This is a genomic window from Actinomyces respiraculi, assembly GCF_014595995.2.
GTDB classification, from domain to species: domain Bacteria; phylum Actinomycetota; class Actinomycetes; order Actinomycetales; family Actinomycetaceae; genus Actinomyces; species Actinomyces respiraculi.
This window is the reverse complement of the sequence record NZ_CP063989.1, coordinates 2,795,748-2,811,220: the sequence shown is the minus strand read 5'-3', so window position 1 is coordinate 2,811,220 and position 15,473 is coordinate 2,795,748. Positions and strand designations below refer to the sequence as shown.

Here is a 15,473-nt window from a genome sequence, read left to right as displayed (position 1 = left end):
CCCTTCGCTCCCGCTCTACGACCCTTCGCTCCCGCTCGCCGCCGGTCATCTCGGTGCTCATGACCGTCACCCTCCTCGGCACCAGGGTCTCCTACGACCGCGCGATCTGACACCGGTCGGTGAGTCTCGGGCGCGTTAGGTAGGCTCGGCCCAGTGGGCCTCACAGGGCCGACGACGAGTTGCCAGTGAGGAGGAGCCGTGGCCGCGCAGTCCGCAGACACCTGGGACGAGGACCCCGATGGTGTCTCCATCCTCCTGTCCACCGGCCGGGCCCACCACGACCTTCTCGTCGTCGCCGAGCCGGCCCTCCTGACCGAGATCGACCAGGCCTGGGGTGCGCCCGACGTGCGCGTGCGCCTGTCCTACCTCCCCGGCGTCAGCGCCCCCGGCGGCACCGGGCAGGAGGACGCCCTGGACTCCTATGACCGCGGGGGACTCGGCGTCCTCGTCGCCCGTGGCCGCACCGCCGCCTACGAGGGTGGGCCGGCGCACCGCACGACCGCCCTCGCGAGGATCGCTGCAGGCACCGGGGTACGCGCCGCCCTCCTCGTCACCCGCGCCTGCGCTCTTACCGAGGCAGGTGACCTTCTCGCCGTCGGCGACCACCTCAACCTCACCGGTGCGCCCCTGTTCCCCGCCACCGACCCGCTCGACGCGGCCTGGGACCCGAACCTCTTCGTCCGCCTCACTCAGCTGGACGGCGTGAGTGCTGCGGGCGTCGTCGCCCTCGTTCCCGGACCCATCCGGCCCACCCCGGCCGAGTCCTTCATCATGCGCGGTCTTGGTGTGGATGCCGTCGTCATGGACAGCGTCGCCGAGGCCATGGCCCTGGCCTCGCGCGGGGTGCACGTGGCCTGCCTCGCCTGCGTGGACCACACCGGCGCCGGCGCCGCGCCCGGGTCGACGGGCCGTCGCGCCGTCGGCCGGGTGAGTAGCGCCGAGCCGTCCCGCCCCGCCGCGCAGGTCGTGCACGAGGCCGTTGAGGCCCTCCTGGACGAGATCGGCTGAGGTCGGTTCGGCCCGGTGGCCAGGCGCGGCAGCCCGGTGGCCGGGCGCGGCGGGTTTGACCCGCGGGCGCGTCGGCCCCCGGTCAGTCCTGGGAGAAGTGTTCGACGAAGGAGCGGATGAGGCGTCCCGCCTCGTGACCGGACGTGCTTGTGCGCGCCTGGTTCAGGAGGTCGTCGATGAGGCCCGGGTCCCCGTAGCCGGCGTCCTTGTAGATCGACAGGCGCGACAGGAACAGGTCCACGTCGAGCTCGGGGTTGAACTGCGTGCCGTAGACGCTCGCACCCACCCGAACCATCTGCACCGGGCAGTCCGCGGAGGTCGCCAGCAGGGTCGCCCCCGCAGGAACCTGGCCAACGCCCGCGTGGTGGCCAACGAAGGCCGTGAAGACCTCCGGCATGCCCTGCAGGAGCGGGTCCTGGCGACCATCGGCCGTCAGGTAGATCTCCGCGGATCCCAGCGACTCGGCGAAGCGCGTCGAGGTCTCGGTGCCCAGGTATCGGGCCAGCACCTCCAGGCCGAAGCCGGTCGCAAGCACCGGCACGCCCTCCTTGAGGGCGACCGACAGCAGCTCGCGCACCTGCTCCTCCACGCGCAGCTGGGTGCGCGTCTTGGCGGCCTCGGGGCTCGAGACGTCATAGGGGCTGCCGCCGATGAAGACGCCGGAGACGTCCCCCGCCTGGAAGCCGCTGAGGAAGTCGACCTCCTCCAGGCGCACATGGTGCAGGTCCCCGGTCGCCAGGCCGCCGTCAATGCGGAAGGACTCGTACTCCTGCTCGGCGGCCTCGATCTCGGGGCGCGTCGACACCATGATGAAGGGCTTCACGTCTGGCAGTCTAACGACGACTCGGCTTGAACGAGGGCAGAGGGCAGGTGCTCATCGGCTCTCGAGCGCGTTGTAGAGCCACCACGCCCACAGCCACACCACCGAGGTCGTGCAGCCGACGACGACGGCGAACCAGGCCATGCCCAGGGCGCTCGCCCACCGGCCGCGTTGGCGGCGCAGTGCCCAGGTTCCCGTGGCCGCCGCCAGCAGGCCCACGCCCGGCACCACGGAGAAGACCCCCAGCACGAGGGCGACGACGGCGACCGGGTCCGTGGTCGAGCGCGGCGCCTGGTAACCGGGCCCGGAGAAGACCTCCGCCGCGTTCAGGTGCTCGGTGCCGGGGAAGGGCGGACGCTGCGCGGTCCAGGGCTCCTGGTCCTCCCAGGAGGGCGTCGTCGGGCGTGAGGGCGGGGTCGGCTGGGAGGTCACGGTCCCATGATGGCGGCGTATGTGGTGGACGGCATCCTGCGCCAGGAGGATCCCATCCCGACACACGGGGTGGGGTCTCGTAGACTGGAGTTCCGGCAGGGCTCTGCCGGGCCCTGTCATTCCGGTGCCATGCTGACTCGTTCACGGTGCCGGTCTCCGTTCCCACGCGACAGGAGCCCACGTGCCCTCCTCCACCAGTAGCCGCGGCCTGCGCGGCTGGACCCTCCACGGCGACGGCCGCTCGATCGCCCCCGGTGAGGTCGTCGCTCCCCAGGAGCGCCTCACCTGGCCCCGCACCATCGGCATCGGCGTGCAGCACGTCGTCGCCATGTTCGGGGCGACCTTCCTCGTGCCGCTGCTCACCGGCTTCGATCCCTCGACGACCCTGTTCTTCACCGGCTTCGGCACTCTGCTGTTCCTCGCTGTCACGAGCGGGCGCCTGCCCTCCTACCTGGGCTCGTCCTTCGCCCTCATCGCCCCCATCGGCGCCGTCACCGGCTACGTGGCCGACGGCGGCGGTCCCATCGACCAGGCCAAGGCCTCCCTGGCGCAGGGCGGCATCATCGCTGCGGGTGTGTCCCTGGCCCTCATCGGCGTCATCGTCCACTTCGCCGGCACCGCCTGGATCGACCGGCTCATGCCGCCGATCGTCACCGGTGCCATCGTCTCCCTCATCGGTTTCAACCTCGCCCCGAGCGCCTGGAACAACGTCAAGACGGCGCCCGTGACGGCACTGGTCACCATCGTGTCGATCCTGCTCATCACCGTCCTGTTCAAGGGCATCATCGGCCGCCTGAGCATCCTCATCGGCGTTCTCATCGGCTACGCCACCGCCTGCGTGCGCGGCGAGGTCAACTTCGACGCCATCGCCGGCGCGGACTGGGTGGGCGTGCCCGTCTTCCGGGCCCCCTCCTTCGACCTCAGCCTCCTGGGCCTGTTCGTCCCCGTGGTCCTCGTGCTCGTGGCCGAGAACATCGGCCACGTGAAGTCCGTGGCCGCTATGACCGGGGAGAACCTCGACGGCGTGACTGGCCGCGCCCTCTTCGCCGACGGCGTCTCGACGGCGCTGGCCGGCGCCGGCGGCGGCTCCGGCACCACCACCTATGCCGAAAACATCGGCGTCATGGCGGCTACGCGCGTGTACTCCACTGCCGCCTACGTCGTCGCGGCCCTGACAGCCCTGGGCCTGTCCATGCTGCCGAAGTTCGGCGAGATCATCGCAACGATCCCCCCGGGGGTCCTCGGCGGTGCCGCTACGATCCTCTACGGCATGATCGGCATGCTCGGCGTGCGCATCTGGGTGCAGAACCGTGTCGACTTCGCCGATCCCGTCAACCTCAACACGGCGGCTGTCGCCATGGTCGTGGCCATCGCCGACTACACCTGGCACTGGGGCGACATGACCTTCACCGGTATCGCCCTGGGCTCGATGGCGGCCATCGTCGTCTACCACGTCATGCGCTGGATCTCGAAGGCGCGCGGCACCAACTTGGAGCAGGCCTCCCCGGCCTCTGCCCCGGCCGGGGCGGACCTGGAGGGGCCGGCGTACGCCAGTCGCGCACGTCAGCAGCACTGAGGCTCAGCGCCACTCAGGTCCTAGCGAGCCGGCACGCGCTCTCCCGCACACAGCAGGCGGCCCGCACCCAGCTTGGGTGCGGGCCGTCCGCCTGCTATGCGTGCTCCGCGCGGGCGAGACCTTGTGCTCGAGGCCCTTACGTCGATGGCGTGCTTCCGGCTCCTGCCGAGGCCTCGTCGGGGGCCACGCACCCGTCGGGCGCGGTGATGGGCTGGTCCGCCTGGAGCTGGGCGATCTCCGCAGCGGACAGGACTCCCTGCTGGTATGCGTTGCCCAGGATGACGTTGACGGTGGTGTCGGCCGGGTCCTGAGTCTTATCCAGCGTGATGGACACGTCTCCGGTGAAGGCCCGCGCGAGGGTGTAGGCGTTGGCCAGGCCGGCCTCGGAGGTGGTGAGCAGGACGTTGCCGCTGTAGGAGCCCATGTGCCAGTCCTCCACCGCAGTGACCCCTATGCCGGCCTCCGCCAGGGTGTCCGCGACGCCCTTGGCCAGGCCCGGCGTATCGGTACCGTTGAAGACGTTCGTCGTCAGCGCCCCGACCGTCGTCGTGACGGCATCGGCGGGCGGGCACACCCGGACCAGGGGAGAGATCTCCTCGGAGGGCGAGGAGAAGCCGGGCTCGAAAGGGGCCGGGACCATCCCGGTCCAGATCGCCAGGCACGCCGCCGTCGTGAGGACCATGGTGACGATAAGGCCGCCGATGATGGTGGTCTGCCTGTGCTGCAGGCGACGACGGTACTCGGACAGGGGGCTCGCGGGGCTCACCCGCTCACAGTAATGGACTTGCCGCCGGGCGGATAGGAGAGCTCAGGCGCCGGGAGGTGGCGGAGCGATCTGCGGGCGGCCGGCAGGGTCGAGCGTGAGCACGCGGGCATGGATGAGCGTGCGGCCCTGGAGCGCCGCACGCAGGGCCCGGTGCAGGCCGGTCTCGAGGTACAGCTCGCCGTTCCAGGACACGACGTGCGCGAACAGGTCCCCGAAGAAGGTGGAGTCGTCGTCGAGGAGGTTGCGCAGGTCGAGGGTGGCCCGGGTCGTCGTCAGGAGGTCCAGGCGGACCTGCCGGGGAGCGATCGTTGACCATACGCGCTGCTGCGTCACCCCGTGGTCGGGGTATGGCGCACGGTCGCCAACGGCCTTGAAGATCACCCGCCCATCGTAACGGCAGGTGGCGTGCGACAGGACCCGTGTGTCGTCATCAGGGTGGCGCACCGCCCACCCGCCGCCCGGGCAGATAGTGCCTCGGGCGCACGAACGCCGTCGGCCCACCCCCTGTCGAGGGGGTGGGCCGACGGCGTTCGCGGTATCAGTCGTGGGTTGCTGACGCGGTCACTTCTTGGTGTCGCGGGCGGAACCGACCAGGTCCGAGCCGTCCGCGCTGGCGATCAGGCAGTTGATGGTGCGGTCACCGCGCGACCAGGAGGCTTGGGTCGGCTGGAGGGACTGGACCGCGTAGGAGGACTCGTCGTAGGAGATGCCGACGTACATCTTGAAGGCGTCGTAGCAGGCGTTGTAGATCTCCTCGTCCAGGGCGTCACCGACGGGGAGGGAGGCGGCGGTGATGTCGGAGTTGTTGTAGACCTCGAACTGGTGCGGGTCGTCGCAGGAGATGAAGTCGACCTTGGAGACGGTGCTCTCGGAGTCGTCGTAGTTGAAGCAGTCGCCGACCTGGAGCTTCATGACGGAGTCGGTCTCCGACTCCACCTCGCGGTTCTGCTCGTTAGAGGTGGCGGTCGTGGTGGTGTCGTCCGAGGAAGTGACAGGAACCCGGTCGCCACAGGCGCCGAGGCCGGCAGCGAGAAGGAGGGCGAAGGGAACAGCGAAGATACGGGTCATAGTGCGCATGGTCCAAGAATCTCAAGGGATGGCCAGACGCGCTATGGGTCGCAGTACCCGTCTGCTGTGCGGTGCGCCACGATCAGGGGTGGGCGTGCAGGGCGAGGTCGACGGCGGAGTCCACCTCCGCGTCGTCGGCTCACCCGCCTCGATGCGTACTCCGACGTCGAGCACGAGCGGCTGCGCGCAGAGATCCACGCCGCCCGCACCTGACCGCCCGCCCCCCCGGCTACGAGACAGGCCCCCTCCCACCCCGCACGGGATGGGAGGGGGCCTGCCCTGCGTGTCAGGTCCTACCGGGGCGAGGTTGGTGTGACTGACCTCTCATCTGAGGTGCGTTGTTGACCTGTGTGTTGACATCAGGTCCGGACCGTCTCGCGAATCGTTGCGATTCCGGGGGAAGGTGGTGGCGGAGGATGGGGGATTCGAACCCCCGAGGGCTTGCACCCAACACGCTTTCCAAGCGTGCGCCATAGGCCACTAGGCGAATCCTCCAGGCGCTGACGTGACCGCGAAGGATCCCGTGCAACGGGAATGGACTATATGCGACCCGCGCCTCGTGGTGCCAGCCGGTGGGAAACCGGGGCCGGTGGCATCGGTCACGGACCGGTTGACCCGCTGGACCGGGCGCCGGGGCGGGCGCGACGTCGGGTACACTCGCTTGCGGCCCCTCGTGCGGCGTCATCCAGTGAATCCCCCCAGGACCGGAAGGTAGCAAGGGTAAGCGGGCTCTGGCGGGTGCACGGGGGGTCCTCACGTGACCGGGGTGCTGGGGCGGCGCCGTCGGTTCTGATGCGGGACTGGATCGGGTTCCGACGCGGAATCGGTTCGTTCGTCGCATCGTGTCGGTGCTCGCGTTTAGAGTCGGACTGTGACCACCGCTCTGTACCGCCGCTACCGCCCGGACACCTTTCAGGACGTCATCGGGCAGGAGCACGTGACCGCCCCCCTCATGGCGGCACTGTGCGGTGACCGCGTCACCCACGCCTACCTCTTCTCCGGCCCGCGCGGCTGCGGCAAGACGACGAGCGCCCGCATCCTCGCCCGCTGTCTCAACTGCGAGCAGTTCCCCACGGACACCCCCTGCGGGGTGTGCCCCTCCTGCCGGGACCTGGCCACCGGCGGCCCCGGCAGCCTCGACGTCGTCGAGATCGACGCCGCCAGCCACAACGGAGTGGACGATGCCCGCGACCTGCGCGAGCGCGCCGTCTTCGCCCCCGCCCGTGACCGCTTCAAGATCTTCATCCTCGATGAGGCCCACATGGTCACGCCACAGGGCTTCAACGCCCTGCTCAAGCTCGTCGAGGAGCCCCCGGCGCACGTGAAGTTCATCTTCGCCACCACCGAGCCGGAGAAGGTCATCGGCACGATCCGCTCACGTACCCACCACTACCCCTTCCGCCTTGTCCCACCCGAGACCCTGGAGACGTACCTCGGCCAGCTCTGCCACTCGGAGGGCGTCGCGGTGGGGCCGGGGGTGTTCCCCCTTGTCACCCGGGCCGGTGGTGGGAGCGTGCGGGACACGCTGTCCGTCATGGACCAGCTCATTGGCGGCGCCGTCGACGGCGAGGTCGACTACCAGCGGGCCGTCGCCCTGCTCGGCTACACGGACACGACGATGCTCGACCAGTGCGTGGACTCCATCGCCGCCGCTTCCGGCGCGGGGGTCTTTAGAGTGGTGGATCGTGTCATCGCCTCCGGGCACGACCCTCGGCGCTTCGTTGAGGACCTGCTCCAGCGGTTGCGGGACCTGCTGGTCATCGCGCTCGCGGGGGCGGAGGCCGGGCCCGCTCTCGGCTCCCTGCCCGCGGACGAGCTCGAGCGCATGGAGGTCCAGGCCCGCACCATCGGTTCCGCCACGCTCTCGCGCTACGCGGACCTTACCGCCCAGGCCCTGAGCAACATGGTGGGTGCCACCTCCCCGCGCCTGCAGCTTGAGCTGCTCATGGCGCGCCTGCTGGTGCCCCAGCACTCACAGGTTGGGCCCGTCCCTCAGAGGACCGCCGGCGCTCCGGCGGTGTCGCAGCCCGGGACGGCGCGGCAGCCGGCCGGTATGGCTCAGCAGCAGGCCGCGCCAGCGGGGCAGGACCCGCGTGCCCTGGCCGCCGCCATCGCGCGTCGGGCCTCCGGCGGAGATGAGGATGTGGCGACGGACTCGACGGGCCTTGGCCACCCCGTGGCGGCGACGCCGTCGGCATCGTCCTCAGGCCCGGCCGCGCCCGAGGCGCCCCTGTCCCGCCCGGCAGACACGTCCTCCGCCCCCGTGGCTCCGTCCGCCGCAGCGCCGCAGCCCACAGCCGATGCTGAGAAGGACATCCAGCCGGGGACGGCACAGCAGGCCTCCGGCACTGCCGGCGCCGACGGGGAGATGATCCGCACCCGGTGGGGCGAGGTTCTTGAGGCCATCAAGCGCGAGCGGCGCGCCACCTGGGCGCTCGTTGAGCCGCACGCGCAGCCCGGTGACATCGAGGCGGGCGTCTTCCACGTCCTGTTCAGGTCGCCAGGGCTCGTCAACGCCTTTAGCCACGGGCATGCCCCTGTTGTCGCTCAGGCGCTCCATCAGGCGCTTGGTCTCCAGGTCCAGGTCGAGGCCGTCCTTCTCGGAGGCCCGGGAGGCCCCAGCGGGTCAGGCGGGACTGGGCCCGCAGGAGGCCCGGGTGCCCCCGCCGCTGACGGAGGTCGTGAAGGAGTCGGCGCCTCTGGCTGGGGTGAGCCCACCCATGTTGGGCCCGCAGGACCAGCGTCGCGGGCCGTCGCACCGGATTCGGCGGCGGCAGGGCCGACCGCCTCCGCGCCGTCTTCGACAACCGGGCCGATCCCCGAGTTCGTACCTCCCGACCTTGAAGAGGTCGCGCCGTCCTCGACAGCCGGGCCGATCCCATTGCCTGCACCCACCCCGACGGCGGCCCCCGATGCTTCCCGCACCTCCCCGGGGCGGGCACCCGCCCCGGAGGCGGCACCTGAGCCTGTCGGCTGGGGCGAGGTCGCACCCATCGGCCAGGCCCGCAGGCCACACCCCTCACCGATCCCCGACGAGCCGGCCCAGGACACGGGTGCGTCTGCCGAGGTGTCGCCCGTGGCCGTCCCTTCGCGGCCACCATCCAGGGTCGAGGCGCCCGCCGAGGTGGACGATCCACCCCTGGCCACCGTCCATCGCCTCCACGCCCTGCCGGAGATCCCCGGCAGGGCCTCGTCGTCCGCTCCTCAGCACCAGTCGGCCCCGGCGCCCGTCACTCCCTCCTCGCCCTCGGCCACCGGCACGGTCCTTGCGGACCGCAGCCACAGTCCCGCCGCCGCTGGGCCCGACGAGCCGTCGGCCTACAACCCGGCCGGCACCGGCCCTGCCCACGGCGGCTCAGACACCACCGCTAGCCGGGTCCCCGGTCCTGCCACCCCCGGTCCTGAGCACCCCGGTTCTGCCACCCCCGGTCCTGAGCACCCCGGCGCCTCACCCGCCGCCATGGCCGCTGCCCGCGCCGCCGCCCGGGGTGAGGCGCCACCGCCCGGTGCCGTCCAGGTGCGGCCGGTTGTGAGGCTCGAGGACGACGTCATCAGCGACGACGACGAGGACGCCGAGGAGGCCGGCGTCGTCGGCCTCGAGGTCGTCAAGCGCCTGCTCGGCGCCACCGTCCTGGAGGAGGTCGTCATCACCGACCACGGACCGGTAGGATCCTGACCCATGCCCGCCGTCTACGAAGGCGCTGTCCAGGACCTTATCGACGAGCTCGGGGAACTGCCCGGCATCGGCCCCAAGTCCGCCCAGCGGATGGCTTTCCACATCCTGTCTTCCGATACCGCCAGCGTCGAGCGCCTCATCGACGCCCTGCGCGCCGTCAAGGCCCGCGTGCGCTTCTGCACTACCTGCGGCAATATCGCCGAGGCCGAGCAGTGCACTATCTGCGCCGACCCGCGCCGCGACCAGAGCGTCATCTGCGTGGTCGAGGAGCCCAAGGACGTCGTCGCCATCGAACGCACCCGCGAGTACCGGGGTCTGTACCACGTCCTTGGTGGGGCCATCGACCCCATCAACGGCGTCGGCCCCGACGACCTGCGCGTGCGTGAGCTCTTCGCCCGCCTGGGTGGGGAGGTCGGCGAGGTCATCCTGGCCACGGACCCCGACGTCGTCGGGGAGGCCACCGCCGCCTACCTCACCCGCATGTTGCGCACCATGGACGTGCCCGTCTCCCGCCTCGCCTCCGGTCTGCCGGTCGGCAGCGACCTGGAGTACGCCGACGAGGTCACGCTCGGACGCGCCTTCGAGGGCCGCCGCCGCGTCGACGCCTGAGGGCCCCGGCGCTGGAGGTTGATCTCGTTCCCCCGGTGTTGATCTCGTTGCCTGGGTGTTGATCTCGTTCGGTCAAGGAACGAGGTCAACGCGCAACCTACGAGGTCAACGCGCGGCCTGCGAGGTCAACGCTTAACCAACGAGATCGACCGCCAGCCAACCCGCCACCTCCCATCCGCTCCCACATCTGTCGAGTGGGGAAGAGCGAAGGTGGGGGCGGTGCGCCGGGGAGGGCCCGAGCGTAGGGTGGGCGGAGAAGCGCTGATGGAAGGAGCTCCCATGTCCCGCATCGTCATCGTCGGCGGCCACGGCAAGGTCGCCCTGTTGCTCGCGCCCCTGCTCGTGGAGCGCGGCGACGACGTCATCTCCCTCATCCGCGACGCCGCCCAGGCCGACGATGTCGCGGCCACCGGCGCGCAGCCGCTGGTCCTGAGCGTCGAGGAGGCCGGCGTTGACGAGCTGGCCGCGGCCTTCGCCGGGGCCGACGCGATCGTCTGGTCCGCCGGTGCCGCGGGCAAGGGTGGGCCGCAGCGCACCGATGCCGTCGACCGCCAAGCCGCCATCCGCACCATGGAGGCCGCCGAGCGGGCCGGGGCGCGCCGCTATGTCATGGTCTCCTTCATCGGATCGCACGGGCGCATCCCCGATGACCACCCGCTGCGCGCCTATGCCGTGGCCAAGCTCGCCGCTGACCGCCACTTGCAGGCCACGGGCCTGGACTGGACGATCCTCGGCCCCGGCGTGCTCACCGCCGAGGAGTCGAGCGGCCGGATCACCGTTTCCCGGATGGGATCCGACGACGGCGTGGGGGCGCGCCTCCTCACCTCGCGCGCGAATGTGGCCGCGGTGGCCGCTGCCGTGCTCGCGGATGACCGGACGATCCACCGGGTCATCCCCTTCTTCGACGGCGGCACCCCCATCGCCGAGGCGGTCGCGGACGTGCCCGTCGAGCTCGCCGATCTCGACACCTGAGACTGCCCGCCCGTCGTGGATGGCGACGACGGCAGCGCCGGAGATACGGCCTCTTCCCACGCGGGTCCCACCATGGGGGACGTGGCCGGCCGGTCGTCGGGCTGGCCGTATGCTGGGCTCACGCCACGTCGTCGTGGGCCGAGCCGAAGGGCCCCGCGGGCCCTGGCCGCGCCCCAGCCCTAGCGGCGCGGCCCCGAGGTGAGGAGAACCCGATGGCCCTGGTCGTGCAGAAGTACGGCGGCTCGTCCGTGAGCGACGTCGAGGCGATGCGTCGCGTCGCCAAGCGCGTCGTCGCCACCCGCAACGCCGGCAACACCGTCGTCGTGGTCGTCTCCGCCATGGGTGACACCACCGACGAGCTGCTCGACATGGCCGACGCCCTGACCGCCCAGGCTCCCGGGCGCGAGATGGACATCCTCCTGTCCGCAGGCGAGCGCATCTCCATGAGCCTGCTCGCCATGGCCATCAACGAGCTCGGCGTGCCCGCCCGCGCCTACACCGGCGCCCAGGCCGGCGTCCTCACCGACTCCAAGTACGGCAAGGCCTCCATCGTCGGCGTCCTGCCCGAGCGCGTGGCCCGCGCCATCCAGGTCGGCGCCGTCGCCGTCGTCGCCGGCTTCCAGGGCATCAACGAGGTCGAGGACGTCACCACGCTCGGCCGCGGCGGCTCCGACACCACCGCCGTCGCCCTGGCCGCCGCCCTCAAGGCCGACGTCTGCGAGATCTACACCGACGTCGACGGCCTGTTCTCCGCCGACCCGCGCATCGTGCCCAGCGCCCACCGCATCGAGTCCCTCACCAGCGAGGAGACCCTGGAGATGGCGGCCAACGGCGCCAAGATCCTGCACCTGCGGGCCGTGGAGTACGCCCGACGCTTCGGCGTGCCGATCCACGTGCGCTCCTCCTTCTCGGACAAGACCGGCACCTGGATCGTCGATGGCTCCCGCGAGGACCGCCCGGCCATCCCCGCCGTTGCGGCCCACCTTGACAAGGTCCTCGACGACGACCCCGAGGCCCACCCGGCCGAGCGCAGGGGCCCCAGGCCGGCACGCAGCCTCTCCGCCCTGGGCGTGGCGAGCGTCGACGCCGTCACTGGCACCGTCGTCGCCCCCGAAGGTGCCGAGCAGCCCAACGCCACGCTCGTGGACGAGGCCCATCAGACCGCCATCGCCACGCGCGCCCAGGCGCGCACCCGCACGTCAGCCAAGGAGAACAACGTGGAAGCCCCTGTCATCTCCGGCATCGCCCACGACCGCAGCCAGGACAAGATCACCCTGGTCGGGGTCCCGGACGTCCCCGGTGCCGCCGCCCGCATCTTTGCCATCGTCGCGGGCACCGAGACCAACATCGACATGATCGTCCAGGACGTCTCCGCCTCCGGCAGCAACCTGACGAACATCTCCTTCACCTGTCCCGACGGCGACTCCGCCGCCGCCCGTGAGGCCCTGGAGGCGGCACAGGACGAGCTGGGCTTCGCCGCCCTCGAGTTCAACCCGAACATCGGCAAGCTCTCCCTCGTGGGCGCGGGTATGCGCTCCCACCCCGGCGTCTCGGCCCGGCTCTTCTCCGCCCTGTGTGAGGCGGGGGTCAACATCCAGATGATCTCGACCTCGGAGATCCGCATCTCCGTCGTCGTCGACGACGCCGTCCTGGACGAGGCCGTGCGCGCCGTCCACACGGCCTTCGGGCTGGACGCCTCCACCGCCGAGGCGGTCGTCTACGGCGGCACGGGCCGCTGACCGCCCGCCGTCGGTCCCTTCCACCCCACCATCTAGGAGTCCCACATGAGTGTCAACGAGTACGTCGGCCCCGCCGACGGCGTGAGCGTCGCCGTCGTCGGTGCGACCGGGCAGGTCGGCCGTGTCATGCGTGCCATGCTCGACGAGCGCGACTTCCCCGCCGCCCGCGTGCGCTTCTTCTCCTCAGCCCGCTCCGCCGGGCAGGTCGTCGAGTTCCGCGGCGCCAAGGTGGAGGTCGAGGACGTCGCCACCGCGGACCTGTCGGGCATCGACGTCGCCATCTTCTCCGCCGGGGGCACCGCCTCCCGGGAGCACGCCCCCCGCTTCGCCGCCGCGGGCGCCGTCGTGGTGGACAACTCCTCCGCCTGGCGCAAGGACCCGGAGGTCCCGCTGGTGGTCTCCGAGGTCAACCCGCAGGCCATCGCCGAGCGCTCCAAGGGCATCATCGCCAACCCCAACTGCACGACCATGGCGATCATGTCGGCGCTCAAGGTCCTGCACGAGGAGGCCGGGCTCGTGCGCTTCATCGCCTCCACCTACCAGGCGGTCTCCGGCTCCGGGCGCGCCGGCGTGGCCGAGCTCGCCGGTCAGGTGCGCGCCGTCGCCGAGAAGGACATCGAGGCCCTGGCCCTGGACGGGCGCGCCGTGGACTTCCCCGAGCCGGGCGTCTACGTCGACACCATCGCCTTCAACGCGGTCGCGTGGGCGGGCGGCGACGCCGGCGACGGCTCGGGCGAGACGGATGAGGAGCAGAAGCTGCGCAACGAGTCGCGCAGGATCCTGTCGATCCCGGACCTCAAGGTCTCCGGCACCTGCGTGCGCATCCCGGTCTTCTCCGGCCACGGCGTGAGCGTGTCCGCCGAGTTCGAGCGGGCGATCAGCGCTGAGCGGGCGATCGAGCTGCTGCGCGCCGCGCCCGGGATCACCTACGACGACGTGCCCAGCCCTCTCAAGAGTGCCGGCCGTGACGGCACCTTCGTGGGTCGGGTGCGTGCGGACCAGGCGTGGGAGCCCGGCCACGGTATTGCCTTCTTCGCCGTCGGCGACAACCTGCGCAAGGGTGCGGCGCTCAACGCGGTGGAGATTGCCGAGCTGGTGGCTGCCGAGCTGCGGGCCGCGCGCGCCTGACGGGTGCCACCGGGACGAAGGTCTCTTGTTGGCGGGTGCGGGCGGGCTGGAATAGGTAGCCCGCCCGCACCGTTGCACCTCGCGTCCACCCAACGCCCGAGAAGGGAAACCCCATGGCCACCGTCAACATCACCGGCGAGCAGTTCAACGAGACCGTCCGAGGCGAGGGCATCACCCTCGTGGACTTCTGGGCGTCCTGGTGCGGTCCGTGCCGGCGCTTCGCCCCGATCTTCGAGAAGGCCTCCGAGGACAACCCGGACCTGACCTTCGCGAAGGTGGACACTGAGGCCGAGCAGGGCCTGGCCGCCGCCCTGGGCATCTCCTCCATCCCGACCCTCATGGTCTTCCGTGACGACGTGCTCATCTACCGCGAGGCGGGCGCCCTGCCGGCGAAGGCCCTCGACGCGCTCATCGTCCAGGCGCGTGAGCTGGACATGGACGAGGTGCGCAAGCAGATCGCCGAGATGCAGGAGGAGCAGGCCTGACGGGTCTCACCCCGAATCGTCGGTGATTCTAATGAGTGGTCCTGGTATCATAAGGAACATGATGAACACAGTTTCTGCTCCGTCCACTCTGCCCACCTTCACCGCCACCCCTGAGCTCACCGACGCCCTCCAGCGCGCCCTCGTTGACGTGACCGCGCTTTCCCTCGTCACCAAGCAGATCCACTGGAACGTCGTCGGCCCCAACTTCCGCGACATCCACCTGGGCCTCGACGAGGTCGTCGCGATTGCCCGCGACGCCTCCGACACCATCGCCGAGCGCATGCGCGCCGTCAACGCCGTCCCCGACGCCCGCCCCGACACCGTCTCCGACTCCACTCTGCCGACGGCGCCCGCCGAGCTCACGATCGTCGCCGACGCCGTCACCTACGAGGTCGCGGCCATCAACGCCGTCGTCACCACTCTGCGTGGTATCCACAAGGTCGTCGACGAGACCGATGCCATGTCCTCCGGCATCATCGAGGACGTCACCCTGAAGCTCGAGCAGCAGGCCTGGTTCCTCTCCGCCCAGAACTACACCGCCTGAGCGGCAGAGCCCACCACGCGTCGGCGCCCGCCTCGCCCACCGTGGGCAGGGCGGGCGCCGCTGGCCGACGTGGCCGTCCGGGCCGACTGCCGGTCCGGCTACTGAGTTGTGGGGGCTGAAGAGCCGTCCCCCAGCCCGGCCGCGTCCTTGTCGGGACGCTCCTGACCGGTGCGCGCGTAGTAGGCGTCGACCTGCGCGTCGTGCCACGCCGGGTCCGGGCGCCACGCGCCCTCCTCGTCCCGCGACCACGGCCACGGCTGGACGGTCCTCACGATCTCTCCCCGCTCGACGGCGTAACCGTTCGACATCCCAGCGGCGTCGGCCACAACCTGTGCCCACATGTCGGAGGCGTGCCAGATGGGCAGCATGCAGCGGGTGAGGACGACCGGCTGCCACGTCGTCGGTGGCAGCACGCCGACGACCCGCTCGACCTCGCGCTGATCGGTCACGGTGAAGGGGTGCGGCACGTCGAGCGCGGCCACCTGCCGGTCCTGGCCGTCGATGTACCGCACGAGCGACTCATCCGGCGTGCGGTAGACGGTGAAGTCCGGGGTGCGTGCGAGCGCCGCCGCCGTGAACAGGGAGATGTGCGGGACCTCAGGGGAGACAATGGTGACGATGCGCGGCATGAGAGCTCCTCACGTACGGGC

General features: G+C 71.0%; 15 protein-coding genes, 1 tRNA gene and 1 other RNA gene. 10 read left to right on the top strand and 7 right to left on the bottom strand.

Going from position 1 to position 15,473, the window contains the following annotated elements:
* Positions 1-198: 198 nt before the first annotated feature.
* On the top strand, positions 199-1,008 hold the full coding sequence (locus ID810_RS11785; protein ID WP_166858171.1) for a purine-nucleoside phosphorylase: 810 nt from the start codon (positions 199-201) through the stop codon (positions 1,006-1,008).
* 82 nt (positions 1,009-1,090) lie between these two features.
* Here ID810_RS11785 and ID810_RS11780 read toward each other — a convergent pair whose 3' ends face one another.
* Together ID810_RS11780 and ID810_RS11775 are read right to left on the bottom strand one after the other, a co-directional pair.
* On the bottom strand, positions 1,091-1,831 hold the full coding sequence (locus tag ID810_RS11780) for a glutamine amidotransferase-related protein (protein ID WP_166858173.1): 741 nt from the start codon (positions 1,829-1,831) through the stop codon (positions 1,091-1,093).
* Between the two features lie 51 nt (positions 1,832-1,882).
* Complete coding sequence (locus ID810_RS11775) at positions 1,883-2,260, bottom strand: DUF4190 domain-containing protein (protein ID WP_188232629.1); 378 nt, start codon at positions 2,258-2,260, stop codon at positions 1,883-1,885.
* A 181-nt stretch (positions 2,261-2,441) separates the two neighbouring features.
* Here ID810_RS11775 and ID810_RS11770 point away from each other — a divergent pair, with 181 nt between their 5' ends.
* On the top strand, positions 2,442-3,836 hold the full coding sequence (locus tag ID810_RS11770) for a uracil-xanthine permease family protein (protein WP_166858175.1): 1,395 nt from the start codon (positions 2,442-2,444) through the stop codon (positions 3,834-3,836).
* Positions 3,837-3,972: 136 nt separating this feature from the next.
* Here the strand turns inward: ID810_RS11770 and ID810_RS11765 are convergent, their stop codons facing one another.
* The 4 genes from ID810_RS11765 to ID810_RS11750 form a co-directional block, all read right to left on the bottom strand.
* A complete protein-coding gene (locus ID810_RS11765; RefSeq protein WP_235931527.1) occupies positions 3,973-4,602 on the bottom strand; it encodes a LytR C-terminal domain-containing protein in 630 nt (209 codons plus the stop codon).
* 42 nt (positions 4,603-4,644) lie between these two features.
* Positions 4,645-4,983: a type II toxin-antitoxin system VapB family antitoxin gene (locus ID810_RS11760; protein ID WP_166858177.1), complete on the bottom strand. Its 339-nt coding sequence runs from the start codon at positions 4,981-4,983 to the stop codon at positions 4,645-4,647.
* A gap of 180 nt (positions 4,984-5,163) precedes the next feature.
* Positions 5,164-5,670 (bottom strand): septum formation family protein, encoded by a 507-nt coding sequence (locus tag ID810_RS11755; RefSeq protein ID WP_166858179.1) that lies wholly within the window; start codon positions 5,668-5,670, stop codon positions 5,164-5,166.
* Between the two features lie 407 nt (positions 5,671-6,077).
* Positions 6,078-6,165: transfer RNA gene (locus ID810_RS11750), tRNA-Ser, on the bottom strand.
* A 167-nt stretch (positions 6,166-6,332) separates the two neighbouring features.
* Here ID810_RS11750 and ffs point away from each other — a divergent pair.
* From ffs to ID810_RS11710, 8 genes are all read left to right on the top strand, one after another.
* Positions 6,333-6,428, top strand: an RNA gene (gene ffs, locus ID810_RS11745) — signal recognition particle sRNA small type.
* Between the two features lie 113 nt (positions 6,429-6,541).
* A complete protein-coding gene (locus ID810_RS11740) occupies positions 6,542-9,346 on the top strand; it encodes a DNA polymerase III subunit gamma and tau (protein WP_166858181.1) in 2,805 nt (934 codons plus the stop codon).
* A gap of 3 nt (positions 9,347-9,349) precedes the next feature.
* Positions 9,350-9,955: a recombination mediator RecR gene (recR, locus tag ID810_RS11735; RefSeq protein ID WP_166858183.1), complete on the top strand. Its 606-nt coding sequence runs from the start codon at positions 9,350-9,352 to the stop codon at positions 9,953-9,955.
* A gap of 279 nt (positions 9,956-10,234) precedes the next feature.
* Positions 10,235-10,927, top strand: a complete 693-nt coding sequence (locus ID810_RS11730; RefSeq protein ID WP_166858185.1) for an NAD(P)H-binding protein — start codon at positions 10,235-10,237, stop codon at positions 10,925-10,927.
* 212 nt (positions 10,928-11,139) lie between these two features.
* Positions 11,140-12,666 (top strand): aspartate kinase, encoded by a 1,527-nt coding sequence (locus ID810_RS11725; RefSeq protein ID WP_166858187.1) that lies wholly within the window; start codon positions 11,140-11,142, stop codon positions 12,664-12,666.
* A 45-nt stretch (positions 12,667-12,711) separates the two neighbouring features.
* Positions 12,712-13,794, top strand: a complete 1,083-nt coding sequence (locus ID810_RS11720) for an aspartate-semialdehyde dehydrogenase (protein WP_166858190.1) — start codon at positions 12,712-12,714, stop codon at positions 13,792-13,794.
* 113 nt (positions 13,795-13,907) lie between these two features.
* On the top strand, positions 13,908-14,279 hold the full coding sequence (gene trxA, locus ID810_RS11715) for a thioredoxin (protein WP_166858192.1): 372 nt from the start codon (positions 13,908-13,910) through the stop codon (positions 14,277-14,279).
* 58 nt (positions 14,280-14,337) lie between these two features.
* Complete coding sequence (locus ID810_RS11710; protein ID WP_413227873.1) at positions 14,338-14,823, top strand: Dps family protein; 486 nt, start codon at positions 14,338-14,340, stop codon at positions 14,821-14,823.
* 98 nt (positions 14,824-14,921) lie between these two features.
* On the opposite strand, the gene ID810_RS11705 is transcribed toward ID810_RS11710, so the two are convergent.
* The gene (locus tag ID810_RS11705) at positions 14,922-15,452 is read right to left on the bottom strand and encodes a hypothetical protein (RefSeq protein WP_166858194.1); all 531 of its coding nucleotides are present in this window, start codon (positions 15,450-15,452) and stop codon (positions 14,922-14,924) included.
* Positions 15,453-15,473 lie beyond the last annotated feature (21 nt).